Below are 16,856 nucleotides of genomic sequence, written 5' to 3' on the forward strand. Positions count from 1 at the left end.
CGAATGTTGCGGGACGACCCGCATCCCTGAGAGTTCGCTTATGTTTGATACCTTACTGATTGCCAATCGCGGTGCTATCGCCTGTCGTATTCTGCGCACGCTGCGTGCCATGCAGGTGAAAGGCGTTGCTGTTTACTCCGAAGCTGACCTGAGCAGTTTACATATCCGCGAAGCCGATGTGGCGCTGAGCCTGGGCGAAGGGCCTGCCGCACAAACTTATCTGATGACGGATAAAATTATCGCCGCCGCGCAGCAGAGCGGGGCCAAAGCGATTCATCCTGGCTACGGTTTCCTGTCAGAAAACGCCGCCTTTGCCGAAGCGTGTGAAGCTGCGGGACTGATTTTTGTCGGTCCTACGCCTCAGCAGCTGCGGACGTTTGGCCTGAAGCACACCGCCCGCGCACTGGCGAGAGCAGAAGGCGTGCCGTTGCTGGAAGGCAGTGAATTACTGGCGGATCTCAGCGAAGCGCATCATGCCGCAGAGAGTGTTGGCTATCCGGTGATGCTCAAAAGCACGGCGGGCGGCGGCGGCATTGGTATGCGCGTCTGTCGTGATGCGCAGGCGCTGTCAGATGCGTTTGAAACCGTACAGCGGCTGGGCCAGAACAACTTCAGCGATGCCGGGGTTTTTCTCGAAAAATATATCGAACGTGCCCGGCATCTTGAAGTGCAGATATTTGGTGACGGCAAGGGCGAGGTTATCGCGCTGGGCGTCCGCGACTGCTCGATTCAGCGACGTAATCAGAAAGTGATTGAAGAGACGCCAGCCCCGAATCTGCCCGCAGGCATGGCTGAGGCCTTGTGTTCGGCGGCCATCGCCCTGGGAAAAGCGGTGAACTACCGCAGCGCCGGCACAGTGGAGTTTGTCTATGACAGCGCGGCGCAGCAGTTCTATTTCCTCGAAATGAACACGCGCCTGCAGGTTGAACATGGCGTGACAGAGCAGGTCTGGGGCGTTGATCTGGTGAAGTGGATGATTGAACTGGCCGCGGGCGATCTCCCCTCACTGACTGCTTTAGCCGCCACGCTGAATCCACAGGGCCATGCCGTTCAGGCACGAATCTATGCGGAAGACCCGGGCCGCCAGTTCCAGCCATCGCCTGGCCTGTTAACCGAGGTCGCCTTTCCGGCGGCAGACGGTAAAACCCTTCGCATTGACCGCTGGGTGGAGGCAGGGTGCGAAGTCCCGCCATTCTTTGACCCGATGCTGGCAAAAGCCATCGCCTGGCGACCGACACGCGATGAAGCCATCGCGACCCTGGCACAGGCACTCGCGGAAACCCGTCTCTATGGTGTTGAAACCAACCGCCTCTATCTGCTACAGATTTTAGCTTTTGCCCCCTTCACAGCGGGGGAACCCTGGACCCGCAGCCTGGAGCAACTCAGCTATCAGGCGGCAACGGTTGAAGTGCTGAGTGCCGGAACCCAGACGAGTGTTCAGGATTATCCCGGACGTCTGGGATACTGGGCGGTCGGTGTGCCGCCGTCGGGACCGATGGACGATCGCGCCCTGCGTCTCGGCAACCGACTACTGGGCAATGCAGAGGGGGACGCCGCGCTGGAGATCACTCTCAACGGACCCACACTGAAATTTAATACAGAGATTCAGGCGGTGATCTGTGGCGCAACGCTGAGTGTTACGCTGGATGGTGTTGAACAGGCGATGGACTCTGTATTTACCATCCCGGCTGGCTCAACCCTGAAGCTGGGCGCGATGAAAGCCGCGGGCGTCAGAAGCTATCTCTGCCTGCGTGGTGGCATTCAGGTGCCTGACTATCTGGGCAGCAAAAGCACCTTTACTCTGGGCCAGTTTGGCGGACACGCGGGACGTGCGCTGCGTAGCGGCGACGTGCTGCATCTTGCTCCGCAAGCCGCAATCCCAGACGGTGCAGAACTGCCCGCTGCACTGCGCACAGATCTCGCCAAAGTACGCACTCTGCGTGTCATTTATGGCCCACACGGTGCACCAGAGTTCTTTGCGCCGGATTATATCGCGACCTTCTTTGCCACAGAATGGGAAGTGCACTTTAACTCAAGCCGCACCGGCGTGCGTCTGATTGGGCCAAAGCCGATCTGGACCCGCGACAGCGGCGGCGAGGCAGGGCTGCATCCCTCGAATATTCATGATAACCCTTACGCCATCGGCGCAGTCGATTTTACCGGCGATATGCCGGTAATCCTGGGGCCGGATGGCCCGAGTCTCGGCGGGTTTGTCTGTCCGGTGACGGTCATCGAAGCGGATCTGTGGCAACTGGGACAGCTTAAAGCCGGTGACAAAGTGCAGTTTGTAGTGGTGGATATCCCGACAGCACGTCGACTGGCCCAGAGCCGTCGCAGCGAGCTCGCAACGCTTAAGCCACAGGAGACAGCGTGGCAGCCTGCGCCGCTGACGTCGCCCATCGTAATGACCTGCGGCGAAGCGGATAAACGTCTGGTGGCGCGTCTCTCTGGCGATACGCATCTGCTGCTGGAGGCAGGCGAGCCGGAGCTGGATCTGGTGCTGCGTTTTCGCATTCATGCATTAATGCAGGCGCTGGAAGCGCAGGGCCGTAAAGGCATAATTGATATCACGCCGGGAATTCGCTCGCTACAAATCCACTTCCAGCCGGAAACGCTCACGCTTGACGTACTGCTGACGTGGGTGCGGGGTGAGTGGGAGACGGTCTGCATGAGTGATGATCTGCAGGTGCCCACACGCGTGGTGCATCTGCCGCTCTCCTGGGACGATCCGGCCTGTCAGAAAGCCATCGAAAAATATATGACTACCGTGCGCCCGGACGCGCCATGGTGCCCGAGTAACCTTGAGTTTATCCGCCGGATAAACGACCTGCCTGATGAGCAGGCTGTCTGGAACACGGTGTTTGACGCCAGCTATCTGGTGATGGGACTGGGTGATGTCTATCTGGGTGCGCCAGTCGCCACGCCGCTGGATCCTCGCCATCGTCTGGTGACGACGAAATATAATCCGGCCCGCACCTGGACGGCGGAAAACTCGGTTGGCATCGGCGGCGCGTACCTGTGTGTGTATGGCATGGAGGGGCCGGGCGGTTATCAGTTTGTGGGGCGCACACTGCAGATGTGGAATCGCTATCATGAAGTCGCCGATTTCGGTGGCAAACCCTGGCTATTGCGCTTCTTTGATCAGATCCGTTTTTATCCGGTCTCTGCGGAGGAACTGTTGCAGATTCGCCGCGATTTTCCACTTGATCGCTATCCGCTGCGTATTGAGCACAGCACGCTGCGGCTGGCGGAGTATCAGGACTTCCTCATACGTGAAGCGGAGAGTATCGGCGAGTTTCGCGATCATCAGCAAAACGCATTCAATGCTGAACGGGATCGCTGGATAGCCAGCGGCCAGGCGCATTTCGACAGTCAGGAAACGGTGGCGGATGAAGGCGGCGATGCACCGCTACAGCCGGGTGAGCAGGGGGTTGAAAGCCCGGTATCCGGCAATTTATGGCAGGTACAGGCGACGGCGGGCAGCAGGATTCGGGAAGGGGATATCCTGGTCGTGCTGGAGTCGATGAAGATGGAGATCCCGCTTCTGGCCCCGTGCGACGGTATTGTTCAGCAGGTCAGCGTACAGCCAGGCAGCGCAGTCCGTGCAGGGCAGCGCGTGGCAGTCATCACTGAGGACAATGCGTAACGATGCTTATAGCGTAGTGACATAAAGGCGTGACAATCCTATCCTGCGCCCGACGGCGGTTACCCCTGGCGGGCGCAGGCATTTACGTTCACCGGCTATCAGCGACCTGCAGCCTGTTCGCTTAACCAGCCGATCAGTGCTTCACTGCCAGGCTGGCTCATCGTGCGTTGTGGCCAGGCGAGGAAATAGGGTTTGCTCAGTGGCAGGTAAAGATCATCCACTACCACCAAATCGCCATGCGCCAGTTCGGGCGCGATAAGGCGTCGTTGTCCCAGCAGCAATCCCATACCCGCAACAGCCGCATCAATCGCCAGTGAAGTCAGATTAAAACTAAAGGCGGGCTGCGGCAGCGGCTCGTCCATGCCTTTGGCCTGAAACCAACCCGGCCAGTCCGGCAGAAAACGGCCTTCATTTCCCCAGTCGAGGTGGATCAGCGGTGCCTGACTCAGAACCGTTTCCGGCAAAAAGCGTTGCAGCAGCGCCGGACTTGCCACCGGCAGCACCTCATCATGAAACAGCTTCAGCTTATCCAGCTGCGGGTAACGATCCTCACCGAAACAGATCACGAAATCAGCGGGCATGGCGGTGAAATCGACCTGAGAATGCGTGCCGTGTAACGAGAGATCAATATTCGGGCAATGATCGCGCCAGCTCGCCAGTTGAGGCAAAAGCCATTTGGATGCCAGCGCCGGTAATGCGTAAACCGTGAGTTTTGGTGCACTGGCTGCATGGCGGATATTTTGCTGGCCAAGATGCAGGATATCAAAGGCCTCGGTGACATAGCGCAGATACTCTTTTCCGGTTTCTGTCAGCATGACACCGCTCTGCGTGCGTAAAAACAGGGCGCTGCCGAGTTGTTCCTCCAGCTGGCGAATCTGCTGACTGACCGCCGCCGGCGTTAAGGCCAGTTGGGCGGCGGCTTTTGCCAGGCTTCCCAGCTCGGCAGCCACCTTGAATGACTGTATGACGCTGATTTTTGGCAACCTTGGCATTTGGGCAGGCATTAACGCTTCCTTATCAGGGCAGTAAATTTTTATCGTTACGCAGTGTGGCAGGCGACAGGTAGAGTAACATTACACCTGCCCATCGTGAGAAATGTTGCTATGTCTGGTTCCCTTGTTCGTCTCGATCTTCATCCGCTGGCCGACCACGGCTGGCGTCAACGCTGTCGTGAGCAATTAAACCAGTCTGGCGCGCTGGTACTGCGTCAGTTTTTAAAACCACAGGCTTTAGAGGCGATCATCGAAGAGGGCAATGCGCAACGTCATCTGGCCTATCATACCCGCAGCAAACACAATGTGTATCTGATGAAGCCTGATGAGGCTTTCTCAGCCGATCACCCGCGTAATCGGGATGTGCTCAGCACCAAAGGCTGTATTACTGATGATCTGATCGCTGCCGATTCGCCGCTGCGTCAGCTTTATAATGATGACCTGTTCCAGCGTTTTCTGTGCGATGTGCTGGGTGAGGGCGCGCTCTATCCCTACGCGGACCCGCTTTCCTCGATCAACCTGCACTATGCGCCTCACGGACAGGAGCTGGGCTGGCACTTCGACAACTCCTCCTTTGCTATCACCTTGCTGGTCCAAAAACCGCTGGCGGGCGGCATATTTCAATACGTGAAAGATTTGCGGGATGCCGATGCCGGTGAGATGAACTTTGCAGGAGTTGAAGCCGTTCTGGATGAACGCCAGCCGGTTGACGAGCTGGAGATTGATGCCGGGGATTTGGTGCTGTTTCGTGGCCGTAATTCACTGCACCGGGTGACCCCAACTGAAGGCGAGGTCACCCGGATGCTGGCGGTACTGGCCTACAATACCCAGCCCGACATTGCTTTATCCGAAACTGCGCGTATGACTTTCTACGGCAAATTATAACATCAGGGCGTGTCTGCAAGGGCACGCCAGCCACGCTGGAAAATCTGCTGCGTACGAAACGCCACTAACGCACGCCAGTCCGCATCGGCGGGCCAGAATCCCTCTACCAGTTGTTGCTTCACTGCCTGACCTGCCGCACTGGCGGGTTCGCCATTGAGATGCAACCAGTGATCTTCACGCACCCGCTGATGCATATCCTGGCCCTCGTAAGTTCCACACTCCACGACCAGCGGCAATATTTGCGTCTCCGCCAGCGACGTCAGCAGATATTGCGACAGATATCCGGTCGCCGTTGCGGTCACGCCCGTTACGCTGTCACGTTCGGGGCCGGTAAATAACAACGTCAGCCACTCCCCGTAAATGACTTTGCCCCAGTCGTGAGCAGCATAACGGTGCTCTGCAATTGAGAGCAGCATCGGATGGCCCCATGCGCCAGCGCCGGTATGAAGATCGAAGCTGACAATGGTTTTTGCAACCGAGAGATGCTGTTCGATGAGCGCCTTCATCGTAAGATGAGACCAGCTGGGCTGATGCCCGCCGAAGAAAAAGCCATCTGCAAACGTATATTGTCCCGCTTCCACCACGCGTTTAACTGACTGCCAGCCCACGTTGTCCAGCGCCTCAGCCAGTTGCCGGTCTGCGCTAACACGCTCGCCATGATAAATACCGTGCCACTGCGCATATTCCGGGTTAGCAGGAACCGGTTGACTGAAGTTGATAAAGTTACGGTTGAGGTCGATGTTGTCTTCGTTCACGCGCCGTAAATGCGCCGCACCCCAAGGATTGAGCAGATGAACAAGCAGCAATGCGTTGTCAGCAGGTAAGGCATTTTTATCCAGCGAATCGAGCCACGCTATCTGACAATCCGAACCATAATAGCCTTCAACGCCATGTGTGCCAGAGACGACCAGCATCAGACGCGATGCGCTGGCGGGTCCCAGTCGTGCCACATCCGTAAATAGCGCTTCGCCCTGCGGACCCGGGAGAGGATGCCGATATGAGGTTATCGCAGCACCTTTGCGCTCCACTGCGGCCAGAAAGCGTTCACGTTGAACGCGGTAGTCGGGCAGTGCCATAGTCTCCACCTTCCAGAATTTGTGACACAACAGTAATCAGGGATAAACTTTGAATTTAAAGTACTTTTTAGTGAGCTGGTCATAAGTTCCGTTTTTATGAAGCTCAGCCAGTGCCGTGTTGATCATCTTCAGGTTCGCTTCATCGCCTTTGCGTAACGCAATACCTACGCCATCACCAAAAATGACTTTATCCACCAGTGTTCCTTTAATGGCGTACGTCTTGCCTTCCGGTGAGGCAAGGAATCCCTGTTCAGCGGAGACCGCATTCGCCAGGCTGCCATCAAGACGTCCGGCGACCAAATCGGGATAGACTTCCATCTGATTAGGATACGAGACGATTTTGACGCCTTGTGGCTCCCATTTGGTTTTGGCGTACGTTTCCTGGATGGTGCCCTGAGCCACACCGATGGTCTTACCGCGCAGAGAAGCAACGTCGGTCGTCAGCTTGCTGTCAGCCGGCGCCAGCAGGGCACTTGGCGTGTTATACAACATGTCGCTAAACGCCACCTGCTGGCGGCGCTTATCGGTCATCGACATAGCCGACAGGATGGCATCAAATTTCTTCGCCTGGAGTGCAGGGATGCTGCTATCAAAACCCATTTGCACCCATTGGCACTTCACCTTTGCCTGAGCACAGATGGCATTACCAATATCGATGTCAAAACCCTGTAATGACCCGTCAGCCGCTTTAGATTCAAACGGCGGGAATGTAGGGTCCACACCAAAGCGCAGCGTTTGCTGTGCCCATGCACCCTGGGTGAACGCGGTAAGCGAAAACAGTAATGCGAGGGATAAGCTCTTTTTCATGTTTTATTTCCCGAAGACTGGTGAATTTAAGCACGACACCTTAATCAAATAACATGCAGGTTCATTTCCCGCCAGAGATAAGCAGCATTCATCCAGAGTAAAATCTTATAATATTAAGTGAGTTAGCGAATCTTTGTGCGGCGTTAAGTTTTTCTTAATGCTGATGGTAATTTCAGATATAAATCGGGATGAGGGTCTGGGCCTGCTCAGGTCAGGCAACAGCAAAGATTAAAGCTTTGATTCAGAATTCTGGTTTTAGAAGAGGTTTGTTTTGATCAGGCAGTAGCGGATTTACTAAAGCAGATAGATTACGCCGAAGGTAGGATTTAAAATGATGAATCGTGTTTAGAGGGCATTCAGAGCTCATGTCCGGGGGTTATCAGCAGGTAGCCCAGATGGCCAGGTCAGCTTTCTTATCACAACCATTGATGCGCACAATCTATCTTATGTTAAATTATAGATGCCAGCGTGACTCTTGTTACCCTTCTATAACTGATCAGCTCAATGACGTTCAAAACTGTCTAAGTCCGGTTTCTTCTGCGTCAGAACCTTACTTAACACCCGAGGCCAGACAAGACAACTTGTGGTCAATTATGTAATGATTCAGGAAATTTACAGCTCTGGTTCTGTACCTATGCTCTCAGTGCCTTTTCCTGTCATTACCCTGCTTGCTTTATTTTTGCTGATGGCAACAGTATTTTCTGGCAAACCATGCAACAACGGCGCACTGCGTTTCCTTTCGGCCTGCATCATCCTGGTTTCACTGAGTGCAATTCGCTGGGAATACGATTCACACTCTCTGAGGGATTTGCAGTCTGTTATGGCCATGCTATTACCTGCGATTGCATGGCACAGTTTTGTCCCACTTAACGACAACAAACGCAAACATGACTTATTCGTCATGATTGTGCCAGTCCTCGTATCGCTGGCGATCAGATTGATTTGGGTTCCTGCGACTGACTTCATACTCAGCCTGCTTTTTTTCAGCTACGGCGTTGGACTGCTCAAAAAAGCTTTTGTGAATGATGAAAAACTAAAATTCAATCGCCTGAAAGAGATCCCTCAGCAAGCTAGCCTGACGTTCTTCGCAGGAAGCTTTCTCTGCCTGTCGGCACTGACAGATCTTCTCATCGCAATTGATTTTGATATCAGTGGCGGAAAGCATGCCACTTTAATAATTCTCATCATTCAAATTTTGCTCTTACCTATTGTTGGTGTGATTATTTACAACTTCATAAATTCGCATCAACAATTTGAGCCAGATATCAGGCAAGAAAAAGATACCACCGATGAAAAAGCGCCAGCAGCTGATATGACTGAGTTATATATTGTGCTGGAAAAAAAGATCCATGAATCTGAGCTCTATCTTGATCCCAATCTGACCCTGGCTCTTCTGGCAAGAAAAACCGGCGTACCCGCCCGCAATTTTTCTGCAGCGGTTAACTCTGTCAAACAATGCAACGTTTCTCAGTGGATCAATGGGTTCAGGGTTGAACGGGCAAAAGAACTCCTGCTTAGCACATCTTTACCCGTTACCCATATCATGCTGGAATCGGGATTTATGACTAAATCGAATTTTAATCGTGAGTTTCAGCGGCTTTCAGGACTTTCCCCGCGTTTATTTCGCCAGCAGGCGCTTGATAATTCAGTACAGAATTCAGAAAAACTGTGATTTCAGTCGTTATTGTCTGATGCAGCGCGGTTCTGTCCGCGTCCTTATCGTCATGGCAAACAATGCCGTCGCCCGGAGATTCATCATCAATAAGTTTCTCTGCCCCGGGTTTACATATCTGCATAAAACTGAAGTGTGTTGCGCCTTTAATGAGGATGTATTTCCGCAATGATTCACGCATTTGATTAGCAAGATATTCAGATTCCTGAGGCGCTGGAAGTTCGCCCACCATACCGTTGCCTGCCGCCAGAATAAGCACGGGTATGTTAATTTTGCTAAGGCTTACGGGCGTAAAACCAGGTGCTAAACCAGCATCAAGTGACACGACGGCTTTAATTCTTTTATCTTGCCAGTCAGATAAAAAAACGTTGCGGGCTGAAGTGTCATCTATTCCAAGCCTGGTTGTCAGTTTACAGTCTCCGCGAAGTACGTGTCGCTGACAGTCCTGGAGGAGGCGTAAAGGATCAAAACGTGCACCAGCCAGCGACATGACTGTCCATCCGCCAAGTGAATGACCTGCTGCAGCTATGCGCGCCGGGTCTACTATGCCAGTTAATTCTGAAGATTGACTGACGAAATCAATTACCCGGGAAATTTCACCAGGGCGCCGCCATAGTTTTCTGGCATCTTCAGGATTGTGGTTAAAAGTCGTCGTGCCGGGATGATCAGGTGCAGCCACAATATATCCCTGCGCGGCCATTGCTGAAGCAAGCCAGGAGAGATTCCTCCAGCTGCCATTAAACCCATGTGAAATGAGTAAAAGTGGATGTTTTCCAGATGCGGGTACAGCATCTCGAATAATGTCCGTGCCGACAAAGGCGGCGTTCCCTCCAACCGTTTCACTGACTCCTTTTTGCACCGCTGCCGGGTACCAAACGGCTACGTTCAGGGTCGCTCCCTGATCCCCTTTTAATGTCACCTGGCGGAAGCCTGGCGTTGCATGAGCCTGCAAAGAGATGATTAAAACCGATAATGCGATAAACACTGCTCTGAACAACATGATGAATGCCCTGCTGTGATGATTGAGCCCTATTAATAACGGGCAGCAAGGCACCGATGCGTCCTTTTACACGATCCAGGTCTTTAAAAGTGCAAAAATGGCGGTTAATTATGCAGCCATCCAAACCTGATAGCGGCGACAATACGCCATGGCGGGTCAGAATCTTCCAACAGTAGTAATTATGAAGTTACAGAAATCATTGACCCTCTCCTGAAAAAAGCCCCTACACAATATGCCGGGGCTTTTTAACTGCTATTACTCTTTCGCTATCGGCGTCTCACTCACATCAATCTTAGTCTCACCCTGAATAGTTTTAATGCGTTTCTCAACGTCATTCACCTGCTGGCTGTTATGCAGCAAGGTATAGGTCAGATCAAACGCCGTGCTGGCACCGGGCTGCAATTGCTTAACGCGTTTCTGTTCGCGCTCAATCGTGACCGGATAAGCATAACTGGTACCCGGCTCAATACCGGTCACGTAGCCCTGTTTTAAGGTGTCGGTATTTTTCCACAGCGTAAGCATTGGAAGCTGGCGGGTATCAAACTGAATGGATGCGCCGCTGTTTCCGGCTTTATTTATCACCGCTGCCACGGTCTGATGATTACTGTCAGAGAGTGGTTTGATGTTAAACACCATCTCATCGAAGTCTTTGGTCGGCCCTTTGTAAGTCTGCCAGTCTTTTAATCCCGCTTTTGCGTAGTCATTAAACGGGCTGATGCCGGACATCGGTGCCAGGAAACGTGCACCCTCTTCAAGAATAGGCTTACCGAAGTTGCTGTGATAGATGATCTGATAATCGTGCGGATAGTCAGCGTGATTAGTTAACACATCATGCAGGCTGAAGCTGTTGCTGCCCGGCACATAACGCAGTTCGGTCATCGTCTGCAAATCGGTTTTCTTGAAGGTGCTCTCTTTAATCAGGCCACGAATACGGATTTCATGGGGTGCCGCATCTGCCACTTCAACTTCCAGTTGGGAAACCGGCGTGTTACCCGCTTTGCCGTGCAGGGTGTAGATGCGGCCCTGGTCAGTCACCGGATGACCGGTCCATTCGTAACCGCAGCGCACCATCATCTCATTGAAACCGTCCAGCCAGCCCAGACCGTTGCGGCTTTCCAGATTGATGTAAGCAGGATTAACCACCTCTTTGACCGGTGAATCCCAGCCCATACGCGTACCAAAGCCTTCGACGCGCAGCAGGTTCATGCCACGGGTGGGACTAAGCGTGATAGTCAGGCCATCCTGACTGCGAATCGTCAGTGTTTTACTGCCTTCCTGTTTGCCGCCGTGCAGAACTTTTTGCTCAATGCTGAACGGCTTGCCCTGAAACTTCAGCTTACTACTGGTAATCTGCCAGTTTCCCTGATCTGTGCCCTGTTCAGCACTCGTCAGCACCCATGTTTTCGCGGCTGCAGAACCAGAAACCAGAACCGCCACTACCGTTAACGCCAGTTTAATCTTCATTATCTGCCTCATTTGCTGAATCGTTTTTTCATTCCTTAAGCGGAATTTACTGGTTGAGGCTAACCAGAAACGTGACGACGCTCACCTGCCGGTAAATCGGCAGCGTCCAGAGGAATAAATGCGGGTTAAATCACATAAATAAGCAGGCAAGAAGGAATAATCGCGACCAATTTAATGTTAAATCGGGACTTAGCTGTATTCGATTCAGCTTTTTGAGCATTTCCCTGACCATTTCAGCCAGACCACTCAAATCGAATAAATCGTAAAAATATTTCAAAACCCCGCAACTTTTTCCATTTTTGAACGAACCTTTTATCAGAGACGTCAGGCAACCCCGTCTGTTCGTCAATGGAGAGAGAAATGCCAATGAAAAACACCCTGAAAACCCTGGCCGTCGCTACACTGCTGGCACTGAGTGTTCCGGCAACATCTGCCTTTGCGGCGTTACAGGTCGGTGAAAAAGCGCCAGACTTCAAACTTGACGCCGCACTGGCGGGTAAATCGACTACCTTCTCTTTGCAGCAGGCCCTGAAGAAAGGCCCGGTTGTACTCTACTTCTTCCCGGCGGCGTTCAGCGCTGGCTGCACGCTTGAAGCGCATGATTTTGCCGAAGCGTCCGATGAATTTAAAAAACAGGGTGCGACCGTGATTGGTGTCACCGCCGGCAATACCGATCAGATTGCTAAATTCTCTCAGCTGGAATGCCGTGATAAGTTCACCGTGGCAGCTGATCCTGGCGCTAAAGTGGCGGCTGAATACAAGAGCACCATGGAGATGAAAGGTCAGAAGCTTTCCGACCGCACCTCTTATGTGATCGCGCCGGATGGCAAGATTCTGCTGAGCTTCACCGACAAAAATCCTGATACGCATATTCAGAAAGCGATGGATGCTGTTAAAAAATATCGTCAGGCCAATCCGGCATAACTTCATCTTCTGAGCAGGTATATCATGCTGACTGCGATTGCAGCTGCCTTCCTGGGTGGCATTATTCTGAACCTCATGCCCTGCGTGTTTCCGGTAATCTCGCTGAAAGCACTGAGCCTGATCCGCCATCACGAATCGCCCTCTCACGCCCGCGCAGAGGGCCTGGCATTTCTGCTGGGCGTGGTCCTGACGATGGTCGCCCTGGCAGCACTATTACTGCTGGCCAGAGCGGGTGGTGCGTCCGTTGGGTGGGGATTTCAGCTGCAATCGCCGCTGGTCATCGCCGCGTTAATTCTGGTGATGCTCGGTTCAGCACTGAACCTGCTCGGTCTGTTTGAGGTCGGTTTGTCGGTTCAGCGCGTTGGCGAAGTGGGCGGCAATCGTTCAGGGTTAGTGGGTTCAGCCCTGACCGGTGCACTGGCCATCATCGTCGCGACGCCCTGCAGTGCGCCATTCATGGCCAGCGCGGTGGGTTATGCCCTCACCCAGCCTCCGCTGATTAGTCTCATTATCTTTATTTCGCTGGCGCTGGGCTTTGCTGCGCCTTTTACCCTGATATCGTTCTTCCCGGTGCTGGCGCGCATATTGCCAAAACCGGGGGCCTGGATGATCACGCTGAAACAGGGTCTGGCGTTTCCTATGCTGGGCGCGGTGGGCTGGCTGATTTGGGTTCTGGAACGTCAGGCAGGCTCGGCAGCGCTGGCAGCGATTCTGGTCTGTTGTTTACTGTTTAGTTTTGGCGCATGGCTGTATGGCATGGCACAGAAACGCCGTATGATAGGACAGCGCCATGTTGTACTGCATGTTGCAACTGTGTTCTTCCTGGCTCTCGTCGTCGTGCCATTGCTGAACCTGAACCGTTTTGCCAGCGCACCTGCTGAAACGGAAACCGCTTCACAGGCTGCAGCGACTGTCTCCTGGTCACCGCAGAACGTCGACGCGATTAAAGGTCAGGGCAAGCCTATCCTGGTGAATTTTACGGCGTCATGGTGTATTACCTGCCAGGTAAACGATCGCACTTCACTTTCGACGCAGGCGGTCAAGGCTGCAATGGCGCGGACGAATACCATTTACATGGTTGCAGACTCCACCAAATATAATCCTGATGTTGAACAGGCGCTGAGTGATTTCGGACGCGGCGGATTGCCGCTCTACGTGGTCTACCCGGCTGACGGCGGTAAACCGGTAGTACTACCGCAGGTCCTGACGCCGGGTATTGTCATTTCAGCGCTCGATCAGGCAACGGAAAAAGGAAAGAAAACCTGAGACGATTGACTACGCGATTTCCTGGGACGTTTCCAGGCCACTGTCACTGTGTGCTGAACTGCTGATGACGAATGTCAGAGACTGATCCACGCGCACAGCAGTGGCCTGCCCTGATGGCACGGGCGCAGGCGGGCGACAGAGCAGCCTATAACCAGTTACTGAAAGCGATGGTTCCGGCCATCCGTGCATTAGTGTGCAAAAAAATCCGTGACGAGGTGCTGGTCGAAGATGTGATTCAGGAGACGCTGCTGGCGATCCATCGGGTTCGCCACACCTACGATCCGCAGCGCCCGATACTACCCTGGGTTGCAGCAATTGCTTCTGCACGGACCATTGATACGCTGCGTCAGCATGGTCGACGTCAGGAAGTACAGGATGAGGAAGCGCTGCAAAAACGCCCGGCTGAGAGCAGTGAACTCCAGTCTGATAACGATATCCTCTCCGGTTATCTGGATATCCTTCCGCTACGCCAGCGGGAGATTGTCGAATCCGTGCATCTGCGTGAGCAGAGTCTGGCGCAGGCAGCTGCTGAAACCCATCAGTCTCTCTCTGCGGTGAAATCCCTGTTGCATCGCGCAATGGTCAACCTTAGAAAATATGGACGGGGTGTGCATGAGAAATCATGACCAGTTAATTGATCAGCTCAGCGCCTCTGCGCAGCCGGTGCAGCGCGTCTGGCCTGTGGCCTGGCGCGTCGCGGGCTGGATCGCGCTTGCCCTCCCTTGTGGCGCGTTGACCAGTTGGGCGTTTCACAGCCGGTTTACTGACTGGTCGCAACCCGGCGCGCTTTTCGCGCTGGTTGCCGTACTGCTGTCTCTCATCATCGCGGGAAGCACACTTGCGGCAGCCTTTACGTTGAGCATTGCAGGCAGGAAACCGATCAGTCCGCGCTGGCCGCTACTGCTGGCTGTTTTGTGGCTGGGGCTAAATCTGATGAATATTTCACCTGAAGCCCCGCCAGCAGGTGCTGGTCGGTTTGGTGAGGGGATACACTGCTATCTGTTTATGCTGTCGGCCAGCGTGCCGATGATGTTGATGTCGGTGATCGCCCTGAAACGCACCCGTTCACTTTATCCCGCGCGCAGTCTCGCGCTGAGCGGCTGCGGCTGCGCGTTTACCTCATCAATGCTGCTGTCGCTGTGTCATGACACTCATCTGCATTTTATTGATTTTTCAATGCATCTTGCCGCAGGCATTACTATTGTGGCGCTGACGGTGCTGGCCGGACGCCGCTGGATCCGGCTGGGAAAGTAATGACTTTGTTAATTACTCTGCGCCCAGCTCAATCAGGTTTCCGTCAGGATTATGCCGGGCGGGCAGATAGAGAAGATCAGGGACGGCACGGTCGGACAAACCGCGATCGGCCAGATCCAGGGGATTCTGTCTGATCAGAGATTTATTGTCGGCTGTATCATGAGTCCGGAGGCCGGGCTGACCGGTTTTAACGGCGAGATTTATCGTGGCGAAATGGCGTGAAATCTCAACGCGGGTCGTGGAAGAAAAGCGTGATAAAGGACGGCATGAGGCGTTTGAGACTGAAGAGATGGGTGTGAACCTGCGCAATGTTCAGCACGGAATCAACTCGCTCCTGCCGGCGCGCGACAGAGGTCAGCAAACACCACGCAGAAGCGAGCCTGCTTCAGGTTATAAATGCGCCGCGAACCACGACGTCTGCACCTTAATCACTGACGCGAAGTGCTGACCGCTGTAAATATCGTAATGACGGGCCTCTTCGGCCACAATGAGCTGCTTATTGGTTGCGGCTACCGCATCAAACAGCGCACGCCCTTGTTCCGGCGGATTCACGCTATCCTGACCGGCGACCACGACCAGTGTCGGACAGGTGGCCTTCGCGGCATTGATCGCGGGTTTGTAGTGCAGCGTTTCCCGTACGGTTAAAAACGGGATTTTGATGTCCATTTTCGGATGCTTATGCCGGTTCTCCTCAAAGAACGCTTTTGACTCTTCATCGTTCAGCACGCGAGTAATGGCCACAAACATCTCTTTGCCGCTGTTCTGCCGCTTTTGATCCATCTTCTCCAGCGTAGCAATAAAGCCCGCCTTCTCCGTCGCGTCCAGTTGCCCGGTGACAATATCTTCCTCATCCGCAAAGGCGAGCTGGCTGACAACACATTTCACATCCGGGTTATTCGCTGCCGCGCCAAAGATGTGACATCCGCCAAAAGACGTGCCCCATAAACCTATTCTGCTCGGGTCCAGAGTCGGTTGCTGTTTTGCCCATGCGATGACCGAGAGAATATCAGCGATCTGCATCGCAGGCACCAGACGACCCCGCTCGCCTTCGCTGTCACCAAATCCACGGTAGTCAAAAGTCAGTGTTGCGAAACCTGCCTGGGTTAACGCCTCTGCGAACGCAGGCAGTAAAATCTCACGGATTCCGCAAAAGCCGTGACACAGAATAATCACCGGGGATGTAGTGGCCGCTGTGGGCTGACGCAGCGTCAGCACAATGCCTTCCGGCAGTGTGTGGGTAGTTAATTCCATCGTGGGTCATGCTCCTTGCTGAGGTTAAAGGTCAGAAAATTCAGCAAGCACCCTTTCACATCCCCACCGTTTTTACTTAGATCCAGATCAGACGGTTGACGCCTTTTGTCTGAAATGCGGACAAATCCGCCTCCGATGCTGCTAAAACCCGGGCTTTGGCGTAGGCTGAAAGCTGGGTGTTTAACTACACAGGAGATCATGATGCAGAATGAAATGACAGCGCAATGCCACTGTGGTGCCGTTGCCTATAAGGTGACGCTAAAGGATGGCTTTAACACGGTGCGCCGATGCAACTGCTCGTTTTGCCGGATGCGCGGCGCGGTTGTGGTGTTTGCAACCAACGTTGAGCTGACGCAGGGTGAAGCGCACCTCACAGAATATCGCTTCAACAGCAAAGAGGTGGGCCATTACTTCTGCTCCGTCTGCGGCATTTATACTTTTCATCAGAGCCGCTCACAGCCCGATCAGTTTGGGGTTAATGTCGCCTGTCTTGAGGGCGTTTCACCGTTTGATTTCACGGATGTGCCGGTCTCTGATGGCATCAACCACCCTAAAGATGGCGGTGCGGGCGGTGTAGCCGGTCATCTGGTCTATACCCCCACGCAATCCTGAACGACTG

General features: G+C 53.7%; 15 protein-coding genes. 9 read left to right on the forward strand and 6 right to left on the reverse strand.

Annotated elements, in window-relative coordinates:
* Positions 1 to 40 precede the first annotated feature (40 nt).
* On the forward strand, positions 41 to 3,646 hold the full coding sequence (gene uca / locus P2R09_RS06125) for an urea carboxylase (RefSeq protein ID WP_275768028.1): 3,606 nt from the start codon (positions 41 to 43) through the stop codon (positions 3,644 to 3,646).
* A gap of 98 nt (positions 3,647 to 3,744) precedes the next feature.
* On the opposite strand, the gene P2R09_RS06130 is transcribed toward uca, so the two are convergent.
* The gene (locus tag P2R09_RS06130; RefSeq protein WP_275768030.1) at positions 3,745 to 4,650 is read right to left on the reverse strand and encodes a LysR substrate-binding domain-containing protein; all 906 of its coding nucleotides are present in this window, start codon (positions 4,648 to 4,650) and stop codon (positions 3,745 to 3,747) included.
* A 99-nt stretch (positions 4,651 to 4,749) separates the two neighbouring features.
* Here P2R09_RS06130 and P2R09_RS06135 point away from each other — a divergent pair, with 99 nt between their 5' ends.
* A complete protein-coding gene (locus tag P2R09_RS06135) occupies positions 4,750 to 5,523 on the forward strand; it encodes a 2OG-Fe(II) oxygenase (RefSeq protein ID WP_275768032.1) in 774 nt (257 codons plus the stop codon).
* A gap of 2 nt (positions 5,524 to 5,525) precedes the next feature.
* Here the strand turns inward: P2R09_RS06135 and P2R09_RS06140 are convergent, their stop codons facing one another.
* Together P2R09_RS06140 and P2R09_RS06145 are read right to left on the reverse strand one after the other, a co-directional pair.
* Positions 5,526 to 6,599, reverse strand: a complete 1,074-nt coding sequence (locus tag P2R09_RS06140) for a DUF2817 domain-containing protein (RefSeq protein ID WP_275768033.1) — start codon at positions 6,597 to 6,599, stop codon at positions 5,526 to 5,528.
* A gap of 36 nt (positions 6,600 to 6,635) precedes the next feature.
* Entirely contained in the window at positions 6,636 to 7,406 is a 771-nt protein-coding gene (locus tag P2R09_RS06145; protein WP_275768035.1) for an ABC transporter substrate-binding protein, read from the reverse strand.
* Between the two features lie 598 nt (positions 7,407 to 8,004).
* Here P2R09_RS06145 and P2R09_RS06150 point away from each other — a divergent pair.
* Complete coding sequence (locus tag P2R09_RS06150) at positions 8,005 to 9,078, forward strand: AraC family transcriptional regulator (RefSeq protein ID WP_275768037.1); 1,074 nt, start codon at positions 8,005 to 8,007, stop codon at positions 9,076 to 9,078.
* Here P2R09_RS06150 and P2R09_RS06155 read toward each other — a convergent pair.
* Complete coding sequence (locus P2R09_RS06155) at positions 8,984 to 10,078, reverse strand: alpha/beta fold hydrolase (protein WP_275768039.1); 1,095 nt, start codon at positions 10,076 to 10,078, stop codon at positions 8,984 to 8,986. The two genes, P2R09_RS06150 and P2R09_RS06155, sit on opposite strands and share 95 nt — an antisense overlap.
* Before the next feature lie 255 nt (positions 10,079 to 10,333).
* Positions 10,334 to 11,542, reverse strand: coding sequence for an aldose 1-epimerase family protein (locus tag P2R09_RS06160; RefSeq protein ID WP_275768040.1), 1,209 nt, complete (start codon positions 11,540 to 11,542; stop codon positions 10,334 to 10,336).
* 360 nt (positions 11,543 to 11,902) lie between these two features.
* On the opposite strand from P2R09_RS06160, the gene P2R09_RS06165 reads away from it, so the two are divergent.
* The 5 genes from P2R09_RS06165 to P2R09_RS06185 all read left to right on the forward strand — a co-directional run bounded on the left by P2R09_RS06165 (position 11,903) and on the right by P2R09_RS06185 (position 15,208).
* Positions 11,903 to 12,466 carry a peroxiredoxin gene (locus P2R09_RS06165; protein ID WP_003855159.1) on the forward strand — a complete coding sequence of 188 codons (564 nt, stop codon included), beginning with the start codon at positions 11,903 to 11,905 and terminating at the stop codon, positions 12,464 to 12,466.
* 24 nt (positions 12,467 to 12,490) lie between these two features.
* On the forward strand, positions 12,491 to 13,732 hold the full coding sequence (locus P2R09_RS06170) for a thioredoxin family protein (protein ID WP_275768043.1): 1,242 nt from the start codon (positions 12,491 to 12,493) through the stop codon (positions 13,730 to 13,732).
* Positions 13,733 to 13,803: 71 nt separating this feature from the next.
* On the forward strand, positions 13,804 to 14,358 hold the full coding sequence (locus P2R09_RS06175) for a sigma-70 family RNA polymerase sigma factor (protein WP_008924684.1): 555 nt from the start codon (positions 13,804 to 13,806) through the stop codon (positions 14,356 to 14,358).
* On the forward strand, positions 14,345 to 14,986 hold the full coding sequence (locus P2R09_RS06180) for a DUF1109 domain-containing protein (protein ID WP_275768045.1): 642 nt from the start codon (positions 14,345 to 14,347) through the stop codon (positions 14,984 to 14,986). Before P2R09_RS06175 ends, P2R09_RS06180 begins: the two co-directional genes overlap by 14 nt.
* A gap of 51 nt (positions 14,987 to 15,037) precedes the next feature.
* The gene (locus P2R09_RS06185) at positions 15,038 to 15,208 is read left to right on the forward strand and encodes a DeoR family transcriptional regulator (RefSeq protein WP_275768047.1); all 171 of its coding nucleotides are present in this window, start codon (positions 15,038 to 15,040) and stop codon (positions 15,206 to 15,208) included.
* A 168-nt stretch (positions 15,209 to 15,376) separates the two neighbouring features.
* On the opposite strand, the gene P2R09_RS06190 is transcribed toward P2R09_RS06185, so the two are convergent.
* On the reverse strand, positions 15,377 to 16,237 hold the full coding sequence (locus P2R09_RS06190) for an alpha/beta fold hydrolase (RefSeq protein WP_275768049.1): 861 nt from the start codon (positions 16,235 to 16,237) through the stop codon (positions 15,377 to 15,379).
* A gap of 201 nt (positions 16,238 to 16,438) precedes the next feature.
* Here P2R09_RS06190 and P2R09_RS06195 point away from each other — a divergent pair, with 201 nt between their 5' ends.
* Positions 16,439 to 16,849: a GFA family protein gene (locus tag P2R09_RS06195; RefSeq protein ID WP_003855170.1), complete on the forward strand. Its 411-nt coding sequence runs from the start codon at positions 16,439 to 16,441 to the stop codon at positions 16,847 to 16,849.
* The last annotated feature ends 7 nt before the right edge of the window (positions 16,850 to 16,856 follow it).

Origin of the sequence: Pantoea sp. Cr_R13 (assembly GCF_029222565.1) — a bacterium.
Taxonomy (GTDB): domain Bacteria; phylum Pseudomonadota; class Gammaproteobacteria; order Enterobacterales; family Enterobacteriaceae; genus Pantoea; species Pantoea eucalypti.